Origin of the sequence: Crossiella sp. CA-258035 (assembly GCF_030064675.1) — a bacterium.
Taxonomy (GTDB): Bacteria; Actinomycetota; Actinomycetes; order Mycobacteriales; family Pseudonocardiaceae; genus Crossiella.
In genome coordinates this window covers 3,961,096-3,980,078 of sequence record NZ_CP116413.1, presented here as the reverse complement: position 1 = coordinate 3,980,078, position 18,983 = coordinate 3,961,096, and the positions used below count along the sequence as shown (strand labels likewise).

Annotated in this window: 15 protein-coding genes; 4 read left to right on the top strand and 11 right to left on the bottom strand. The window is 71.8% G+C overall.

Features of this window, described 5'->3' with window-relative positions; all coding sequences use genetic code 11:
* Positions 1–152: 152 nt before the first annotated feature.
* From N8J89_RS18090 to N8J89_RS18080, 3 genes are all read left to right on the top strand, one after another.
* Positions 153–680, top strand: a complete 528-nt coding sequence (locus N8J89_RS18090; RefSeq protein ID WP_283665534.1) for a hypothetical protein — start codon at positions 153–155, stop codon at positions 678–680.
* A 101-nt stretch (positions 681–781) separates the two neighbouring features.
* Positions 782–4,468: a S8 family serine peptidase gene (locus N8J89_RS18085; protein ID WP_283665533.1), complete on the top strand. Its 3,687-nt coding sequence runs from the start codon at positions 782–784 to the stop codon at positions 4,466–4,468.
* 59 nt (positions 4,469–4,527) lie between these two features.
* On the top strand, positions 4,528–5,487 hold the full coding sequence (locus tag N8J89_RS18080; RefSeq protein WP_283665532.1) for an alpha/beta fold hydrolase: 960 nt from the start codon (positions 4,528–4,530) through the stop codon (positions 5,485–5,487).
* 67 nt (positions 5,488–5,554) lie between these two features.
* On the opposite strand, the gene N8J89_RS18075 is transcribed toward N8J89_RS18080, so the two are convergent.
* From N8J89_RS18075 to N8J89_RS18025, 11 genes are all read right to left on the bottom strand, one after another.
* Positions 5,555–6,040 carry an SRPBCC family protein gene (locus tag N8J89_RS18075; RefSeq protein ID WP_283665531.1) on the bottom strand — a complete coding sequence of 162 codons (486 nt, stop codon included), beginning with the start codon at positions 6,038–6,040 and terminating at the stop codon, positions 5,555–5,557.
* The gene (locus N8J89_RS18070) at positions 6,037–6,399 is read right to left on the bottom strand and encodes an ArsR/SmtB family transcription factor (RefSeq protein WP_283665530.1); all 363 of its coding nucleotides are present in this window, start codon (positions 6,397–6,399) and stop codon (positions 6,037–6,039) included. The genes N8J89_RS18075 and N8J89_RS18070 overlap by 4 nt, the downstream gene beginning before the upstream one ends.
* A gap of 53 nt (positions 6,400–6,452) precedes the next feature.
* Positions 6,453–6,716, bottom strand: coding sequence for a DUF1876 domain-containing protein (locus tag N8J89_RS18065; RefSeq protein ID WP_283665529.1), 264 nt, complete (start codon positions 6,714–6,716; stop codon positions 6,453–6,455).
* A gap of 175 nt (positions 6,717–6,891) precedes the next feature.
* Entirely contained in the window at positions 6,892–8,034 is a 1,143-nt protein-coding gene (locus tag N8J89_RS18060) for a protein kinase domain-containing protein (protein ID WP_283665528.1), read from the bottom strand.
* The gene (locus tag N8J89_RS18055) at positions 8,035–8,904 is read right to left on the bottom strand and encodes a tetratricopeptide repeat protein (RefSeq protein WP_283665527.1); all 870 of its coding nucleotides are present in this window, start codon (positions 8,902–8,904) and stop codon (positions 8,035–8,037) included. It abuts the gene before it with no gap.
* A gap of 47 nt (positions 8,905–8,951) precedes the next feature.
* Positions 8,952–12,347, bottom strand: a complete 3,396-nt coding sequence (locus tag N8J89_RS18050; protein WP_283665526.1) for a protein kinase — start codon at positions 12,345–12,347, stop codon at positions 8,952–8,954.
* Between the two features lie 9 nt (positions 12,348–12,356).
* On the bottom strand, positions 12,357–13,016 hold the full coding sequence (locus N8J89_RS18045; protein WP_283665525.1) for a MerR family transcriptional regulator: 660 nt from the start codon (positions 13,014–13,016) through the stop codon (positions 12,357–12,359).
* A gap of 19 nt (positions 13,017–13,035) precedes the next feature.
* Positions 13,036–13,842, bottom strand: coding sequence for a hypothetical protein (locus tag N8J89_RS18040; protein WP_283665524.1), 807 nt, complete (start codon positions 13,840–13,842; stop codon positions 13,036–13,038).
* A gap of 74 nt (positions 13,843–13,916) precedes the next feature.
* Positions 13,917–14,702, bottom strand: a complete 786-nt coding sequence (locus tag N8J89_RS18035; RefSeq protein WP_283665523.1) for a trypsin-like serine peptidase — start codon at positions 14,700–14,702, stop codon at positions 13,917–13,919.
* A gap of 87 nt (positions 14,703–14,789) precedes the next feature.
* Positions 14,790–15,713, bottom strand: coding sequence for a TauD/TfdA dioxygenase family protein (locus tag N8J89_RS18030; RefSeq protein WP_283665522.1), 924 nt, complete (start codon positions 15,711–15,713; stop codon positions 14,790–14,792).
* A 212-nt stretch (positions 15,714–15,925) separates the two neighbouring features.
* Complete coding sequence (locus tag N8J89_RS18025) at positions 15,926–17,977, bottom strand: hypothetical protein (RefSeq protein WP_283665521.1); 2,052 nt, start codon at positions 17,975–17,977, stop codon at positions 15,926–15,928.
* A gap of 277 nt (positions 17,978–18,254) precedes the next feature.
* Here N8J89_RS18025 and N8J89_RS18020 point away from each other — a divergent pair, with 277 nt between their 5' ends.
* Positions 18,255–18,458: a hypothetical protein gene (locus N8J89_RS18020; RefSeq protein WP_283665520.1), complete on the top strand. Its 204-nt coding sequence runs from the start codon at positions 18,255–18,257 to the stop codon at positions 18,456–18,458.
* Positions 18,459–18,983 lie beyond the last annotated feature (525 nt).

Sequence of the window (18,983 nt, the reverse complement as noted above, 5' to 3'; positions counted from 1 at the left end):
GATCTCCCCAGGTAGTCGGATCGAACAGTCGAACAGTTCCAGCGCTCCCCCGCGCGATGGCCCGGCTCCCCCACACGCGGGAGGCACCGGGTCGCCCGCACCGGAGATCGTTGCGGCGTGGGCGACCCGGCCCACCGTTGCAGGGAGAGAACATGAGCAGAAGAACCGGCGCGCTGGTCCTTTCCGTTGCGGCAACGGCTGTCGCGCTGACCGCCGGCCCGGCCCAGGCCACACCGGCGGACCCCGGCCTCACCCACGCGAGCGTGACCGGCGCCGCCCGCCTCGACTACATCACCCGCGAAGACGACGTCCGCTTCATCGTGGACGCCCACGCCCTGCGCAAGCCCGGCATGCGGGACCCGGTGCGTTCCTGGGGCACGGCCCGGATCACGCACTACTTCGCCGCGAACAAGGTCCAGCTGTGGGCCACCGGCCCGGTGGACTGCGTCACCGCGGGCGGCCGCTCGGCCACCGTGTCGATCATCGTGACCGACACCGCCCCGGAGATCGCGGACTGGCGCGGCAAGCGCATGGGCTTCAGCCTGCACAGCGGCGGGCCTGGCGAGGCCGCCAGGGTCGGCACGACCGGGCCGGTGGATGCGGACAAGCTGCCGAAGTGCGTGGCGCCCGCGCCGGAGCTGGCGGTGCTCACCGGCGGGTACCGGGTGCGCGACCGCTAGGCCGATCGAGTGAGCCGTGGAACCTCGCGGCGGGTGCGGACAGTGTGAAGGGCAGGGGGCGCGTCCGACGTTCCCTGTCTGCACACTGAGGGGGACCCACCATGAACCGAAGATCGCGGACGTTGGCGGGACTGGTGGCGCTGGCCACCGTCGGCGCCACGCTCACGGTCCTGCCCTCGGCCGCCGCCGCACCATCGGTGCCGCCGCCCGGGGGCGCACGGCACCAGGTCACCCTGATCACCGGTGACCAGGTGCACGCGAGTCAGCGCGGCGACGGCAGCTGGAACATGTCGATCAACGCGGCCGAGCAGGGGCGGTCGGTCGGCTTCCGGCAGTTCCCGGTCACCAGGGGCGAGCGGACCGACTGGTACCTGGTGCCGCAGCACGCTGAGCGGGCGCTGGCCGAGGGGCAGCTGGACCGGGAGCTGTTCAACATCACCGGGCTGATCCGGCAGGGTTATGACGACGCGCACAGCAAGGTCATGCCGTTGCTGGTGGAGCGCCACGACACGGCCGCCCACCGGGCGAAGGCGTTGCCTGGCGTCACCGTGCGGCGGGAGCTGGCCGGGCTCAACCTGACCGCGGTGGACGGGCAGAAGGCCGCCGCGCCCGAGTTCTGGCGGGAGCTGGGCACCGCGCGCGCTGGGGGTGTGCGCAAGGTCTGGCTCAACGGCAAGGTCGAAGCCTCGCTGGACCGGAGTGTGCCGCAGGTCGGCGCGCCCGCCGCGTGGCAGTCCGGGCTGACCGGCAAGGGCGTCACGGTCGCGGTGCTGGACAGCGGGATCGACGACAAGCACCCGGATGTGGCCGGGAAGGTCAAGCACAGCAAGGACTTCAGCGGCAAGGGCAACGTCACCGACGGCAATGGGCACGGCACCCACGTGGCCGCTGCCGCGGTCGGCTCCGGTGCGGCCGAGGGCGGCAAGCTCAAGGGGGTCGCCCCGGAGGCGGAGCTGGCCGTGGGCAAGGTGCTCGACGACAACGGCCGGGGCCGGTTCGACGACATCATCGCGGGCATGACCTGGGCCGCGGCCGAGGTCAAGGCCAAGGTGGTGAACATGAGCCTGGGCAGCCTCACCGATAGCGACGATCCGCTGTCACAGGCGGTGAACGCGTTGACCCGCAAGCACAACACGCTGTTCGTGGTGGCCGCGGGCAACTACGGCTCGCCCCGCACGGTGACGAGCCCGGCCAGCGCCGACCTCGCGCTGGCCGTCGGCAGCGTCACCAAGTCCGGCGGGCTCTCCGACTTCTCCAGCCAGGGACCGCGCCGCGGTGACGGCGCGGTGAAGCCGGAGATCTCCGCGCCGGGCAGCGACATCGTGGCCGCCCGCGCCACCGGCACTGCCATGGGCGCGCCGGTGAACGACCGCTACACCAAGGCATCCGGCACCTCCATGGCCGCCCCGCACGTCTCCGGCGGCGCTGCGGTCCTGGTCCAGCAGCACCCGGACTGGACCGCCGAACAGCTCAAGTCGGCGCTCGTCGCCACCTCGGCCCCGGTGGACCACAGCGGCGTGTTCGCCGTGGGCAGCGGGCGAATGGACCTGGGCAAGGCGGTCAGCGCCAAGGTGCAGTCCTCGCCGAGCGCGGTCAACGCGTTCCTGAAGTGGCCCAGCACCAAGGCGGAGACCCGAACCGTCACCTACACCAACCCCGGCACGGCCCCGGTGACGCTCAACCTCAAGCTGGACCTGGCCGACACCGCGGGCGCGCCTGCCCCGGCCGGGCTGGCGAAGCTGTCCGCGAACACGGTGACCGTGCCGCCGGGCGGTCAGGCCAGCGTGACGGTCTCGCTGATCCCGCGCGCGGCCAAGGCGGGCAGCTACGGCGGCACGCTCACCGCCACCGACGGCACCACCTCGCTGCGCACCCTGGTCGGCGCGCACGAGGAGGGCGAGCACTACGAGGTCACCGCGAAGGTGCTGCGCCGCGACGGCAAGCCGCCCACCGCCCAGGACTTCGGCGACCTGTCACTGACCCGCACCCAGGACGGCGAGAGCTTCCAGATTCCGGCCAACGGCACCGCCAGGGTGGCGCCGGGTGAGTACCTGGTCTACGGCGCGGTGGAGACGCCGAACCCGGAGGGCATTCCGGCCATCAGCACCTTCGTCAACCCGGCGCTGAAGATCAGCAAGAACACCACCGTCACCTTCGACGCGCGGCTGGCCAAGCAGGTCAAGATCAGCACCGACCAGCCGGAGGCCCGGGGCGGCTGGTGGACCGCGCAGATGCGCCACCGCATCACCGACACCGGACGCGCCGGCACCTGGGGCCACGGGCTGAGCATCGGCTTCTACGACTACTCCACCTATTCCGCCCCCGGCGTCAGTTCCCCCGCCTTCAGCTTCGCCACCAACCAGCGGCGGGAGGAACCGGATCTCGAACTGTGGGCCGAGGGGCCGCAACGAACGGAGCTGTACACCGGCTGGCTGCGCGGTTCACCTCAGGATGCGTTGCGGCACAAGCTGCCTTCGGTGCACGGTGGCACGGGCACGCCGGAGGAGCTGGCCAAGGTCGACGCCAAGGGCAAGATCGTGGTGCTCGGCCTGCCCGACGGGCTGAGCTATGACGAGGTGTACCAACGCATCCGCGACGTCAAGGCGGCCGGGGGCGTGGCCACCGCGCTCCACGTCAGCCAGGACCAGCCCTTCCGCGCGGCCGCGAAGAACACCGACGAGGAGCACCCGGCGGTGCTGCCCTCGGTGCGGGTCTACGGTGGCTACGCGGCGAAACTGGCCGCGCACGCCAAGGCGGGCGGGGAGCTGTCCCTGATCGCGCGCACCAGCAGCAAGCACCGCTACGAGCTGGCCTTCCCCTCGATGGGCAAGATCCCGGCCAAGCTGGACCACCACGTCAGGACGGCCGACCTGGCCAAGATGACCATGGTCTACCACGGTGCTCCCCCGGGTCAGCCTCCCGTCGTCGGGGCCTACGCGGAGACACCGTCCGGGCAGTTCAGCGTCAACGTGCACGCCGAGGCGGTCTCCGGTGAACGGGTCGAGTACTTCAGCCCTGGCACCTGGGAGATCAACGTCGGCAACTGGTACCACGCCGCGGGCACGTTGGTGAAGACGATGAAGCTGGAGGCCGGGAAGTCCTACCGGGAGGAGTGGAACAAGGCGGTCCACGGTCCAGGCTTCACCGGCACCACCAGCAACGAGCTGGGCGAGAGCCACCCGTGGGTGTGGGTCAAGGACCGGCTGCTCGACGTGACCGTGCCCTGGTGGAGCGACGCCGCCGGACATCCCAGGCGGACGGAACCCGCCTGGGGCATCGACAAGGGCAGCACCACCCTCTACGGCGACGGGGTCGAGCTCGGCAGGCACAACACCCCCGGCCGCGGCGTGTTCACCCTGGGCCGGGCCAGGGAGTACCGGCTGGAGTCCGAGGTGACCAGGGACGTCGACTGGTGGCCGACCTCCACCCGGATCACCTCGGCGTGGACCTTCGCCGCGCCCTCCTGGGGCACCAGCGCGTTGCCACTGCTGAACATCCGCTACGCCCCGCCGGTCGACATCGGCAACCGGGCGCCGGGTGACCGGGAGTTCACCATCCCGGTGACCGTGCCCCGCCAGGACGGCCCGGCCACGGTCACCAGCCTCACCGTGGACTACTCCGTCGATGAGGGCAAGACCTGGCAGCAGTCCAAGGTGGACAAGACGGAGGCGGGCTGGACCGCTACCGTGCGCAACCCGGCCAAGGGGTTCGTGTCCCTGCGCGGCAAGGCATCCGATGATGTGAACACCGTGGAGCAGACCGTGCTCAAAGCCTACGAGATCGGATGAGATTTCAGCGGTAGCCGAAACCCCCTGGCAAACCGGGCGGCGTGACCTACGGTCCGCCCATGGACCGTAGAAGCATGCTCGCCCTCGGCGCTACCGCCGCCACGCTCGCGGTGACCGGCGGGGCCGCCTCGGCCTCGCCGGCGCCGCGAGTCCCCTCCGATGCCGCACTGGCCCGCTCGCTGGGTTTCCGCAGCGCGCACGCCGAGGTCAACGGCACCCGCCTGCACTACGTGATCGGCGGATCGGGCTCGCCGCTGGTGCTCTTACCGGGCTGGCCGCAGACCTGGTGGGAGTTCCACAAGATCATGCCCGCGCTGGCCAAGCGGCACACCGTGATCGCGGTGGACCTGCGCGGCATGGGCGGCTCCGGCAAACCGGCCGGTGGCTACGACAAGAAGACCATGGCCCGCGACATCCACGAGCTGATCGGCAAGCTCGGCCACCAGCGGGCCGATGTGGCCGGGCACGACATCGGCGCGATGGTCGCGCAGAGCCTGGCCGCGCACCACCCCGGCACAGTGCGGAAACTGGCCCTGCTCGATGTCGCGCACGTGGACGAGAGCCTGTACCAGCTGACCCTGATCCCCCGCCCCGGTCAGCCGTTCTTCCCGTGGTGGTTCGCCTTCAACCAGGCCCAGGGCCTGCCGGAACAGCTGATCGCCGGCCGGTCCCGGCTGCTCATCGACCACTTCTGCGACATGCTGCTGGTCAACCGCGCCGCGATCGACGGCCGCGACCGGGCGATCTACGCGCACGCCTACGCCACCCAGGACGCGGTCCGGGCGGGCAACGGCTGGTACCAGGGCTTCGTGCAGGACATCGTGGACGAGAAGAACCACGGCCAGCTGACCATGCCGGTGCTCGGGCTGGGCGCCGGTCCAAACTACTACTACCTGGCCGAACACTTGCCGCACAAGGCAACCGACGTGCGGGTGCGGGAGATCAAGGACTCCGGGCACTACCTCGCCGAGGAGCAGCCGGCGGCGGTGCTGGCCGAGCTGAACGCCTTCTTCGGCTGACCGGGCACCGGGCACTGGGGACGACCACCGCTCTTGTGGTGGCAGGCCCCAGTGCCGCGCCCGGGGCTCAGCCCGCGAGCAGAGCGTCCATCTGGCCGACCGCCAGCGTCAGCCCTTCCTCGTGGCCCATCTTGATCAGCTGTTCCATCTGGTCCTTGCTGCCGAAGGCCGTGTCCAGCCGCATCCGGGTGCCGCCGTCGTGCTCGGTGAGCGTCATCCGCACGGTGGAGACCGGCATGGTCGTGCTGGGCGTGCCGTCGGCCTCGGCGAAGCCGTCGGTGAACTCCAGCGCGCGCTCCGGGGTGACCGAGTCGATCCGCCACCAGCCCCGGTACTTCTCGCCCTCGGGACCGGTCATGTAGTAGGTGACCGCCCCGCCGGGGGTCAGGTCGTGCTCCTCCATGGTCGCCGGGTGGCTCGGCGGGCCCCACCAGCGCTCCAGCTGCCGGGGGTCGGCCCACAGCTGCCAGACCTGCTGGATTGGCGCACCGAAATCAGCCGTCAGACTGAGGGTGAGCTTGTCGAAGTCCTTGTCCACACTGGTCACGCTCATCGTTCCTGCTCCCGTTCGAGGGTCTCCTCGGCCTGCCCGAGCAGCGCGGACATCCGGTCCACCCGTGCTCGCCAGGTCGTCTCCAGTTGGTCCAGGGCCAGCCGCGCCCGGTCCAGCGCGGCGGGGTCGGTGCGCACCAGCTGCTCCCGGCCCTGCCGCTGCTTGACCACCAGCCCGGCGCGCTCCAGCACCGCCACGTGCTTCTGCACCGCGGCGAAGCTCATCGGATACGCCTGCGCCAGCCGCGAGACCGACACCGCCTCCCGGGCGCACCGACGCACGATGTCCCGGCGGGTGGTGTCGGCCAGCGCGTGGAACAGCCGGTCCACCGGCTCGTCGGCCAACTCATCTACAACCATTTGGTTGTACGTTAGCCCGTACCTGGCCCGATGTAAACCCTCAGCCGCTCACCTCAGACGTGCAGCCGCGCCGGGCGGTGGGTCTGCTCCTCGATCCGCTGGGCCGCCGCGTCCACCAGCTCGTGCGAGAGGTTGGACAGTGCCCTGGCCGCCGCGATCTCCTCCCCGACACAGGAGTCCGGAGCGTCGGCCGGGTTGCGCCGGGCGTAGCCGTGGCCGCGCACCTCGGGCGCGCCGGAGCCGGTGACCGTGGCGGTGGCCATCGTCCGGGTGCCGTCCTCCTCGAACCGCAGCTCGATCATCCAACGGTTTTCCATCGTGCTCACCTCGTTCGCGCGCGTGCGCGCGTTCGGTTGCGGAAAGGCCATCGTCGCCCCGCCACCGGGACCCGGCAACCGCAGCGCGCAGGCCGTGGCCGGCCGAGCGGATCTGCGGCCTCGGCGCGCCACCGATCAGCGCCGCGGAGTGGGACCGGCACTTCCCCTGCCTGGACTACCGATCGCCCTGTCCCTGGGCCTCCCGCAACGCCCCGGCCAGCTCCGCCGCGGTCCTGATCCTCGGCACGTCGACCAGAGCCGCGTCGACTACCTCCGCCAGCCAAGCCGGGATCGCCGGATCGCGCTCGCGGATCGGCACCACGGGGTCGGTGAGCACCACCGTGACCGGGTCCTCGCCGCGGGGAAAGGTGCGCGGGGTGTCGCCGGTGAGCGTCCAGTACAGGGTGGCCGCGGCGGCCCACACGTCGACCTCGGGCTTGGCGTACTTGTAGTTCACCACCTGGGCGCGCGGCATGAAGGCCACGCTGCCGCCCAGCGCGCCGGTGCGGGTGTGCCCGGACAGACCCGCGCGGTCGAACGCCTTGGCCAGCCCGAAATCGCCGATCTTGGCCACCGGCTGCTCGGTGGTTCCGGCCAGGAAGATGTTGTGCGGCTTGACATCCCGGTGCACCAACCCATTCCCCCACGGCACCGGGGCCTGGTGCGCGTAGGCCAGGCCGTCGAGCACCTGCAGCAGGATCGGCACCGCGCGCTCGACGGGCAGCCGACCGCCCTGCCCGGTCACCAGGTCGGCCAGACTGCCGCCCGCGCAGTACTCACTGGCCAGCAGGAACGCCGAGCCGCCCGCGCCGGCTCCGTGGAACTCCAGCACGTTGGGGTGGCGCAGCGCCCGGCTGTTCTCGATCTCGCGCAGGAAGGCGGTGCGCGCCTGCTGGTCCACCGCGTGCTCACCCCACAACGTCTTCACCGCGACCAGCGAGCCGGAGACGAGGTCCTTGGCCAGGTGCACCACCCCCTGGCTGCCCTGGCCGAGCCTGCGCACGATCTCGTACCCGGTGAACCCCACGCTCACCCGCAGCACGGTGTCGCCGATGCCGATCTCATCGCCGTGCAGCAGCCGCTGTTCCCCGTCGATGGCCACCCCGTTGACCCGGGTTCCGTTGCGGCTGCCCAGATCCCGCACCCGCGCCTCGGGCGGGTCGACCTCGATCAGGCAGTGCCTGCGGGAGATCCGCTTGTCCCCGTCGCCGATGCGCAGGTCGCAGTCCAGCGACCGGCCGACCACGCAGCTGGCCGTGCCGGTGAACAGCTTCTCCCGCACCGAGTCGCTGACGGCGAGGGTCACCGTGGTGCGCATCTACCACCGGCCCCCGAGGTCCTCGGCCACCCGGTGGGCGTGCTGGGCCTCCTCGGTGCGCCCCAGCTGGGCCAGTGCCTCCGCCCGGTCGTGGTAGGTCTCCGGGCGGTCCGGCCCGTCGCTGATCGCGATGTCCAGTGCCGCCAACGCTTCCGCGGGTCTGCCGAGCCGCAGCAGCGCCGCGCCGAGGGCGGCGTGCGCGTGGGCGCGCAGGTGCTCGGTGCGACCGGCGTCCTCACCAGCCGCGTCCTGTCGAATGGCTTGCTCGGCGCAGTCCAGTGCCGCCGAGGGCCGGTCCAGCTCGTTGAGCGTGATCGCCTTGTCCACCAGCGCGGCCAGGTAGCGGGGCTGCACCCGCAACGCCCGGTCATAACAGTCCAGCGCCCGTTCCGGCTGCTCGGCCCTGCGGTGCACCTCGGCCAGCTCGTACAGCGCCGACACGTTGCGCGGATCGAGCCCGGCCGCCCGCTCCAGCGCGTCCACCGCCTCCGGGTACCGGGCCAGTTCACGCAACACCAGCCCGCGGTGGAAGTGCGCACTGACATACCCGGGCCGCTGTCGCACAACCTGGTCGAACACCGCCAGCGACTCCGCGAGCAACCCCCGCTCCGCCAGCTCAACCCCCTCGTCGTGCAGGTCGGCGGCCGGTTCCCGTGGCCGGCTCAGCACCTCCTGCCGCCGCGCGCCGTCGGCGAACTTGCCGCCACAGCTCGGACAGCGCGGCCCCCGGAACAGGCCGCTGCGCTCGGGCAGGCAGCGGTCGCAGTAGGTGCGCTGGCAGTCCAGGCAGATCCGGAAGCTGACCGCGAAGTGCGCCGGATCGGCCAGCGCCACCGGATTCCCGCCAGGCGCCTTGGACACCGAGATCATCCGCGGACAGGACCAGCCAAAACACCTGAGCAGCACCGCACTTCCCCTCACTCATCGGGGAACACATAGTCCCAGTCGACCTCCCACACCCGCAGCGTTTTGTCCGCACCCGAGGACACCACGGTCCGCCCATCCCCGCTGACCCGCACCGATCCCACCGCCCCGGCGTGCCCGGCGAGCACCCGCAGACAGCGCCCGCCCACCGGATCCCACACCCGCACGGTCCCGTCCGCGCCGGCGGAGAACAGGAAGCGATCATGCGCCACCAGCTGTCTGACCGCGCCCTGGTGCCCGGTCAGCGGGTGCATCGCGCGCTGTTCGACCAGGTCCCACACCCAGATCGTGCCGTCCTCGTCGCCGGAGTAGCCGATGCGGTCGCTGATCGCGAGGGCGGTGACCCGGGAGCCCGCGCCGGCGAGCACGCCGAGGTAGTCGCCGGTGGGCGGGTGCCAGAGCAGGACGGTGGCGGTGGGACCGCTGAGCAGGCCGGTCCGCCCGTCGGCGCTGACCGCGAGCTGACTGGCCCCGCTCACCGCGCCACCCAGCACCTTCGGCGAGGACGCACCCCTCACCTTCCGCAACCATCCCGTCCGCGCACCGCCCACGTCCCAGATCCACAACATCCCCGCCACATCCCGCGAGAACACCCGCGCGCCATCCGGGCTGAACTCCACCCACCGGATCCGCTTCCCGTGCCCCCGCAACACCCGCCCCTGCCGCCGGTCCAGCTGCCACACCCGCACCGTCCGGTCCTCCCCCGCCGACACCACCGCGCGCCCCCGCACCGCCACCGCGACCACCTCCCCGCGATGCCCGTCCCACACCCGCGCGCACTCCCCGTCCGCCAGGTCCCACACCCGGACCTTTCCGTCCGCGCACCCGGTCACCGCGAACTCCCCGGCCGAATCCAGCGCCACCGCACGCACCGAATCGCCATGCCCGCTCAACCGCCGCACCCGCACCCCCGTGGCGACCTCCCACACGTCAACGCTCCGCCCAGCCCCAGCCGACACCACCAGCCGCCCATCGGCAGTCAGCGCACACTGATCCCGCCCCTCGATCTGCTGCACCTGCCGAGCCCCCAGCACCCCGCTCGGCCGCCCCTGCCGTCCCAGCCGCGCCCACTGCGCCAGCAACCCGGGACTGCGCTCATACCCCGGCAACGCCATCGCCGACCGCAACTCCGCCGCCGCGCCGGACCACTTCCCCCGCTCCGCCAACTGATCCGCCCGATCCTGCGCCGCGGCGACCGCCTCGGCGGTGTCGGACAGCTCCACCGCCGGCCGCGGCCGCGGATAGCTCCACGCCGCCCTCGGCCCACCCGGCGGCACCTCCCAAACCCGCACCATCCCCTCGCCAGCCGACACCGCCAGCCCGCCATCGGCACTCAGCGCCAGCGCCTCCGACCGACCGGTCGGCAGCGAGCGCAGACACCGCCCGGAAGGCAGCTCCCACACCCGAAACCCGTCCAGTCCCGCCGTCACCGCCCGCGATCCGTCCCCGCTGACCGCCACCGGCTCCGCCCAACCGACCGGTCGGCCGACGGTGCGCAGCAGCTCACCGGACTCCGGCCGCCACACCGCCAACTCGTGCCGATCAGCCACCAGCGCCACCCGCCCGTCCGCGCTCAGCACCGCCTGCCCGCCACGCACCCCGAACGACCGCAGCAGCCGCCCGCTGTCCAGTTCCCACGCCCGCAACCGCCGCGTGTGCCGGTCCCAGCGCACCACCACCCGCCCGTCCACCCGCACCGCCGCGTCCGAACCCGACCCCGGCTGTTCCAGGGTGTGCACCAGTTCCCCAACGGCCGACCACACGCGCACCGCGCCGTCCCGCCCCGCGGTCACCACCCGCCCGCCATCCGGGCTCACCGCCACCGCCGCCACCGGCCCGGTGTGCCCGGCCCACCGGCCCAGCAACACCGGTTCGCGCAGGTCCCACACCCGCACCGCGCCATCGTGACCGCCCGCGGCCAGCACCCCGCCGTCTGCGCTCAACGCCACCGCGACCGCCCCGTCCAGCCGATGCCGGAGCGCCCCGGTGCGCAGGTCCCACACCAGGACCGCCCCATCCTCGCCGTCCCCCGACCGTTCCCCTGCCGCCACCACCCGCCCGTCCGCGCTGAGCGCCACCGCACCCGCCCGCCCTGCCAGGCACACCGGCTCCCGCAGTGGCGGCAGCTGCTCCGCCCTGGTCAGCGCCGCCCGCACCTCGGCCGAGGGCTGCCGCCGAGCCGCCGCGCGCAGCAGTTCCCGCGCCTGCCCGGCATCACCCCGCTCCAGGTGGATCAGGCCCAACAGGTGGTCGTCAGCGCTGTCGGCGACCTCCGCGAGCAGTTCGGTATCGGTCAGCTCGCCAGCCCGCCAGCGCCGCAAACCGCGGTTGTACACGGCGTGCGGATGCCGCGGATCGGCCAGCAAAGCCCGCTCCCACAACGCTTCCGCCCGATCCTGATGCCCGAGGTCCATCATGGACAGTGCCTGGTTGGACAACCCGTCGGCCAGCAGCGTCGCCGCCGTCGGCCGCACCCGAGGATAGGGGCCGACCACTTCCCCATACACCGCAAGAAGTTCCGCGGCCACCTCGGCCATCCCCGACGGCCGCTCCCCCGGCTCGACCCGGAAACACCGCTCCAGCAACGCCACCACACCAGCGGGCATCACCGGCAACCCCGGCTCTGGTGGCCCGTCCGCCAGATACCCCGCAAACGCCTCCGCCGCGGCCTGCCCGAACCGAGTCGGCGGCCCACCGGCGAACAACTCCAGCACGCTCACCGCCCAGGACCACACATCCGTCGCCCTGGTCAGCCGCACCTCCGCCCCAGCCGCCGCCCGCGCCTGCTCCGGCGAACAGTAGGCAGGCGTCAGCCCGCCACAACTGACCAGCACACTCCCACCAGCGCCCACCGGCCGCTCCCCCGCCGCCGCCCGGGCCCCGGCCAACCCGAAGTCGGTGACCTTGACCGCCCCGTCTGACCCCAGCAACACGTTGGCGGGCTTGACGTCCTGGTGCACCAGCCCGCTCTCGTGCGCGTGCCCGAGTCCCCAGGCCGACTGGATGGCGACATCCAGCACCCGCGCCAACCCGTTGCCCTCGCGGTAGATCCGCCGCTGCCGCACCGCCATGGCCAGGTCCCCGCCGTCCACCCACTCCGCGAACACCCTCGGCAACCCGCCAAGCCGCCGCACGTACACGCAGCTCACGGTGTTCGGATGCGCCCCAAGCCCCACCCAGGACTCCGCCTCCGCCGCGAACCGCCGCTCCCCCTCGGCCGTGCCCACCAGCTCCCGCCGCGGCGCCTTCACCGCCAGCTCGACATCCCACCCGAGATGCCGCACCCGGTGGACCAGCCCCATCCCACCGGTCCGGACGACATCCAGAACCTCATACAGGTCAAGGACAACCTGCCCCGGCTGCCAGGTCCGCGCGAGATCAGCGTCCACGGGTGCACGTTACCCGGGCAACCACCGCGCCAGCAGGCAGTCCAGCAACCGGGCATGCGCGGGCGGCAAGTCCACCACGGCCGCCGCCGCAAGGGGATGCCGCTGGCTCCCCGCTGGGATGAGCTCGGTGATGTCCTTGGCCAGCAGCGGAATCCGCGGGTCGTCCTCCGGCGCGCCGGCGAGCTCGTCGAACCGGCGGTACAGCGGCCGCAAGCGGGCGACCAGGTCCGGATCGCGGAGCAGGTTCCGGCACCACGCCACCAGCTCGGGACTGATCCGCCTGGCCAGCACGGTGAGGTAGTCCCGGTCCCGGCCCGCCGTCGCGCTGCCCGGGAAGGCGTCGGTGAGGACCCGCGCCAGCTCGGCGACCGGCTCATCCGCGTCACCTCGCACCAGGGCAAGCAGCCGAAGCCGTCGCTCCCGCAGCTCCCGCTCCTGTCGTTCCAGATCGGCCGCCAACCGCCCGAGCAGCTCGGTCAGGCCACGGCCCTCGTCGGCGGCCAGCGCCTCCCGCGTCTCCGCCAGGCTGAGACCCAGCTCGGTCAGCCGCCGGATCCGGGCCAGCCGCACCGCGTCCCGCACCGTGTAGCGGCGGTAGCGGTTGGCCAGCCGCGCGGGCTCGGACAGCAGCCCGACCTTGTGGTAGTGCCGGATCGTCTTGGTCGACACCCCAACCACCTCGGCGAGCTCACCGATCAGCATTCTCCCCCTCCAGCGCGGCGCGGAACGCGGCCGGATCGTCGAGTCCCAGCTCGACGCAGTGCACCCAACCGGTCCGTCCGTCCAGCCTGGCACGCACCGGCTGCTCCGGCTGGATGACCAGGTTGGTCAAGCCCCGGCCGTTGGGCAGCACCAGCCACCCGTCCTCGTTCAGCGCCGCCCGGCGCTTCCGCGGTACGCGTCGTGCCACCGTGATTCCACGCCGGGGCAGCTCCGCGACGAGTTCCGGTCCGGACCACAGCACCAGCCGGTCCGGCAACACCTGGTGCGGGCGGGTCAGCGGCACCGCCCAGTAGCCGAGCACGATGATCAGCGAGTAGCCGCCCACCACGTCGTGGACCAGCCGCACCACCGGCCAGGGGATCACCTGGTGCAGCACCACCAGCTCGACCACGATGGCCGCCAGGACAACCGCGAACACCCGGCCCCGCCCGCCACCGTGGTCACCCGCCGACCGACGCCACCGCAGCAGCGCGCCCACCGCAACCAGGCTCGCCAGTTCCCGGGTGATCGCCCAGGCAACCGGCGCAGGCAGGACCTGGTAGCAGGAACACCGGAACGCAGGCCACCACCGCTGCCCGGCCCGCCACCGGCGAACTGAGACCACCGTCGCGTACACCACGGTGCCCACGACCAGCCCAAGATGTGGCCCCTCCGCCGCCAGCAGCAGCGCCCACGCCTGCGGCCACGGCACCAGCCCGGAGGCCAGCGCCATGGCCGCGCAACCGAGCGACACCACCGGGAAGATGACCAGCATCCGCCGCCAACCGCTCATACCGCACCAGCGTCAACCTTGCCCTCGGGTCAAGGTCAATGGCTCAGACGCCGCTGGAGCGCGACCGGTGACCCTCAGGACCCGTTGGCCCTTTCCTGGTACAGGTTCCAGATCGCGCCGCCGAAGTAGGACGAGGTGGCGAAGCCGTTGCCTGACTGGCTGTTCACGCCGTTGACATGACCCAGCTGGCTGGTCGCGTTGTAGTCGCGCAGCCACGGGCCGCCGCTGGCGCCGCGGTCGTAGCGGCAGCCGACCGCGATCCGGGTGGCGTCGTAGGAGTAGGTCTGGCCGAAGCAGGACTGCTGGACGAAACCGTCCTGGTAGCCCCACACGGTGCGGGGCGCGCTGACCGGCTGGTTGGCCTGGAACCCGTTCTCACCGACCACGTCACCGAGCCGCTGCCCGAACTCGTTGCGCTGCACCGAAAGGAAGCCGACGTCGAAGGCATAGTCCCGGTTGTGCAGCCACGCGGGCGCCACCGAGGGCCGGATGCTTTTGAAGGTGCCGAACGGACGGGGCTGGTCCGGGGAGAACCCGGGCAGGAACTCGAAGCTGTGGTAGTAGCCGCCGGTGCCGCCCGGCGCCAGGCAGTGCGCCGCCGTGACGATCAGGCTCCGGGTCGCGCTCGGCACGGTGGCCGCCGTGCAGGAGGACTGGGCCGATCCGTCGGGGCGCAGGATGTAGAGCACCCCGACGGTCCGGTTGGGGCCGACCAGCGCCGACTGAGTGTCCACAGTGGCCGGTCGAGCAGCGGCGGAGCGTTGCGCGGCAAGCGGTTCCGCACCCACCGCGATCCCAGTCAAGGTGAGCACACCCGCCGCCGCAAGCACCACGACGCGTCTCAGCAGTCGAATGTTCATCGGCCAATCATGGGACACCGCAACGACTTCCGGCCGTGGCTGCCCGCTGGTCCGCACCATCTACCGGCCCAACGGGCGGCCCCCCGGTCAGTACGGCCGGTCCCCCGCGATGGCCACCCGCTCGGCGATCCTGGCGTGCGGGTGGTAGTCGTTGACCGCGTAGTGCTGGGTCGCCCGGTTGTCCCAGAACGCCACCGAGTTCGGCCGCCACTGGAAGCGGACCTGGTACTCCGGGGTGTGCGCCTGGGTGAACAGGTAACGCAGCAGGCGGTCGCTCTCGGCGCGGTCCAGGCCGGTGATGTGGGTGGTGAAGGCCTGGTTGACGAACAGGGTGCGGCGGCCGGTCTCCGGGTGGCGGCGCACCACCGGGTGCTCCACCGGCGGGAACTGTTCCTGATGGCGCAGCAGGAGTTCCGGGTCGGTGAAGCGGGCGAAACCGGGGATGTAGTCGTGCACCGCGCGCAGGCCCTCGATGCGCCGCCGCACCTCGGCGGGCAGGTTGTCGTAGGCCGCGGCCATGTCCGCCCACATCGTGTCGCCACCCAACGGCGGCACCGTGATCAGCCGCAGCACCGACCCCAGCGCCGGTTCCGGCCGGAAGGTGACGTCGGTGTGCCAGATGTTCTCCATCCCCGGCATACCGGCCCCCCGCTCGAACCGGGTCACCTCAGCCGCCTCGCCCTGCGGGATGAACGGGTTGACCTCCAGCTCCCCCCAGTGCGCGGCGAAGGCCCGCTGCTGCGCCGAGGTGATCGCCTGATCCCGGAAGAACAACACCTTCCACTCCAGCAACGCCCGGTTCAACTCGGCGCGCATGCGCGGACTCAGCGGATCGGCCAGGTCGACGCCGGTGATCTCGGCGCCGATCACCCGGCCCAGCGGCCGCAGGGTGAACAGCTCGTAGGGGCGTTCCTCGATCGTCTCGGGCAGGCGGCGCAGCAGGCGCGGGCCTTCCAGGATGCCGTCGTCAGGGGTGGCGGCCGGGCGCAACGCGGACAGGTGCAGTGTCATGGCGAGAGTCCTCGGGGTTGGGATGCGGGCGCGTGACGGGGCGGGTCACGCGGGCGGCGATCCCAGGCGGCCGCGGCGCACGAGCAGGGCGGCCACGCCCGCACCGCGCCACCGCGAACCGGCGCACAACTCCGAAGCCATGCCCTGATGGTCCGGCCTCGGCCACACTCCGGGCAAGGGTTCCCACTACGCGGGAACGAGCTGGTGCACTGTCAGCCGGCTTCCTCCGCCGGGTTGTCGGAGGTTGTCGGGGCCGCTTCGAACAGGTACGCGTCGGCCCAGCACACGGCGGACGGCTCCCGGCCGCGGTCCACCCGGCGCAGGGTCAGGGTCAGCGTGGTCAGGTCCGCTGGGATGCCCAGGTGCTGCAGTTCAAGGGCGTTGCCCGGGATCACCCGGTTCTCCCCGTCCGGTGCGTAGCTGATGATCCGGCACGGGCCCCCGCTGTTGATCTCGCCGTCGGCCAGGACCCGTCCGTCGGCGGCGGTAAGCGACCAGATCACGGTGGCGGTGCCGCTACCGACAAGGTGAAGTTGTCCCGACAAGTAGCCGCCGCGCCGGCCGGGCCGCACCTGGAAGGTCGTCTCGGCCGAGTCTCCCGCGGACAGCGGCCACTCCAGGTCCGCGCCGGTCCTGGCGGGCGGGGTGCCCTCGCTCGGATGGATCGGCAACGCCCGGGGCGCGGTCAGGTACACCCGCACCGCGCTGATGGCCAGCAGCACCACCCACGCCCCGGTGATGGCCGCGCAGAGGAGACGGAGCGGCTCGTTGAGCAGGAACTGGGCGGGCAAGCAGAGCAGGAGGGCGATGCCCAGCAGGTGGTAGAACCGGCGCAGCCCGCGCTTGAACGTACCGGCGGCGGACCGGTTCGGGTTCGGCGGTCCGACAACCAACCGGGGGCCCGGCCGGTGCGGCGGGCCTTCGCCGTTGTCGCCTGGAGCGGCGCTGTCGGAGCTGGGCTGACCTGGGTTGTCGGGGCTTGTCCGCGAGCTTGTTCTGCGTTGTCGGCTCCACCGGTGCTCAGCCAAGCTGATGATCGGCCCGGCCGGTCCACCTGCCGGTTCCGGATCCGGCTGCCCCGCCCCGGCCGGAGGTGCCGGGGCTGCAGCCGGTGGGGCGGTCCGCCGGTCGGCAGCCCCGGTCGCGGGCACTCCCGCCGCGGCGGCCAGCGCGCCCGCATGGTCGGGATCCGCGCCGTATGCCCAGGCCAGTGCGGCGGCGACCCGCCGGTCGGGGCAATGGCGGCCGCTGAGCACGGCGTCCACGGTGGCCGGGTCCACGCCGAGCAGCGCGGGTTGCTCGTGCGGGTGCTGGCCCCGGAGGCGGGCGCAGACGCCCAGGTAGACCGCGATGACCTGGTTGCCGACCGGCGCCTCGCAGTCCAAGTCCTCGATGATGTCGGCCACCACCTTGGGGACCAGCTCCTCCAATCCGGTCAGTCCGCCGCCGACGCCGTGTTCCGGCTCGCTCGGGAAGTCCAGGGTCGGCGCCAGGAACCGGTCACCCGGCTCGCGCGGCCGAAGTTTCTGCAGGACCGCGGCCTGGCGGGCGAACACCTCGATCAGGCCTGCCTTGTGCGCGTTGGCCCGCTCCAGTTCCTGCGTGATTCCGCCGCGCTTGGCCCGCTGCAGGGCAATCTCGGCCTCTAGACGGCCGCGGTTCTCCTTGTGCTGCCGGACCTCCTCGGCGAGGCGGTCCCGCTCAGCCCGGACTTCCACGCAGGTTGCCCGCTGCATGGTGAGAAGTTTCTCGGCGGTGATCCGGCGGTCCCGTTCAGAGGTGAGCTCCTGCCGCAGCGCCGAGAGCAGCTCCGCGGTGTTCTCGGCGCGCGGCCCGAGAACGGGCGCCTCCGGGGGCTGGGCAGCGCGATTCGACCGGGTCTGCCCGGACGTGGCCTGCCGGTTCGCCGCCTCCCACAAGGTCCTGACCTCGCGCTTCACCTGCTCGCGTTCGTCGGGGGCGACGCAGTAGCCCACGATCAGCCGCGCCGTAGCCCAGTCCGGACCATGTCGCATTCGTCCGCTACCAAGTCCGTCCGACAACTTCTTGAGGACGTTGTCGATCGCGTTCTTGCGTTTGTCGGGGGGACCCTTCGGCACGGTGATCCCCAGGATCTCAGGGCGGGTGTCGGCCATGTGCTCGATGAAGTTCCGGTACGGGCGGCCCTCGCCGAACCGCTCGGTCAGCAGGTCCTGAAGCATGCGGATCAGGGCGACGGCCTCCGGGGTGCAGCCGTTCTTCAGCATCGCCTGCTCGGTGCGCACCGGTCGGCCACCGCGATGCGTCGGGGGCGCGGGGTGGCCGGTGTGGTCGTGCATGTGGGGGGTATCGGATTCCACACCTTGTCCGTTCAGTGAACGGTTGTCGGAAAGTCGGGGAGGTTCGGGGCCGCCCCGGCGTTGTCGGTGGAGTGTCTCTTGAGGACAGTCGGCACTGGACCGATTTTCTCCAGGTTCCGCCTAATTGGTGTCAGCGCCCGCTCGATTGGCGCAATGCCATGCACAGGGCGTTGTTTGAACCTTCAAGAGAAGAGGATTCACCATGCTCGAGGCCACACTGCTGTCGTTGGCCGCGGCTACAGGGCTGGGACTGGCGCTGGTCGTCATCCTTAGCGCGGCCATCGCGATCTGCGCACCAAGCGCGGCCCGGCGGGCGGCAGCGCGTGCCGTGCTCACCCAGCTCCTGCACCTGCTCGCACCAAAACGGGCGCTAGCGGCACAACCCCGCCGCCGCACCCGGCGCTGAGCACGGGGCGGCCCGCGCGGACACCATCCGCGCGGGCCGCCCGCCGCGCGGTCGAGTCGTCCTGCTTGACCTGCTCGCTATCGTGATCGCCGCACATGGCGCACACGGTCGGTCACAGTCAGTAGCCAGCATGTGATCATTGCCCAGCACGGCGATGCGGCCGTCGGCACCCCATGGAGGTGGCAACAGACCCCCGGGCCCGCGCAACGGCGGGAGCACATCCCGGTCGAGAAAAGAAAGAGAACAGAGGTGCAAAAACACCGCGGGTCGAGGTCACCAGGACCTGACCGCCACGACGAGGAGGCACGGAAGCGGACCAGAGCCATCATCTGCGCCTTGCTGGTAGCAGGGACGGCCCTGGTCCTCATCCTGATCGTCGCCTACTGGCCGGCCTAGGAAACCTTGGCCAGTAGGCGATAACGCGGCCGGGCATGGCGACGATATGTCTCCGTGCCCGGCCTGCCCGCGGGCGAACCTCAGTATCGACGAGGCGGGTGGTTCCCTTGAGGGGAGACGACTGAGCCA

Coding starts and splice junctions, on each gene's coding strand:
- N8J89_RS18040 (WP_283665524.1), bottom strand. CDS start 13,842: ATGAGCGGTTGGCGGCGGATGCTGGTCATCTTCCCGGTGGTGTCGCTC.
- N8J89_RS18085 (WP_283665533.1), top strand. CDS start 782: ATGAACCGAAGATCGCGGACGTTGGCGGGACTGGTGGCGCTGGCCACC.
- N8J89_RS18065 (WP_283665529.1), bottom strand. CDS start 6,716: ATGGAAAACCGTTGGATGATCGAGCTGCGGTTCGAGGAGGACGGCACC.
- N8J89_RS18080 (WP_283665532.1), top strand. CDS start 4,528: ATGGACCGTAGAAGCATGCTCGCCCTCGGCGCTACCGCCGCCACGCTC.
- N8J89_RS18035 (WP_283665523.1), bottom strand. CDS start 14,702: ATGAACATTCGACTGCTGAGACGCGTCGTGGTGCTTGCGGCGGCGGGT.
- N8J89_RS18020 (WP_283665520.1), top strand. CDS start 18,255: ATGCTCGAGGCCACACTGCTGTCGTTGGCCGCGGCTACAGGGCTGGGA.
- N8J89_RS18060 (WP_283665528.1), bottom strand. CDS start 8,034: ATGCGCACCACGGTGACCCTCGCCGTCAGCGACTCGGTGCGGGAGAAG.
- N8J89_RS18030 (WP_283665522.1), bottom strand. CDS start 15,713: ATGACACTGCACCTGTCCGCGTTGCGCCCGGCCGCCACCCCTGACGAC.
- N8J89_RS18070 (WP_283665530.1), bottom strand. CDS start 6,399: ATGGTTGTAGATGAGTTGGCCGACGAGCCGGTGGACCGGCTGTTCCAC.
- N8J89_RS18090 (WP_283665534.1), top strand. CDS start 153: ATGAGCAGAAGAACCGGCGCGCTGGTCCTTTCCGTTGCGGCAACGGCT.
- N8J89_RS18075 (WP_283665531.1), bottom strand. CDS start 6,040: ATGAGCGTGACCAGTGTGGACAAGGACTTCGACAAGCTCACCCTCAGT.
- N8J89_RS18055 (WP_283665527.1), bottom strand. CDS start 8,904: ATGATCTCGGTGTCCAAGGCGCCTGGCGGGAATCCGGTGGCGCTGGCC.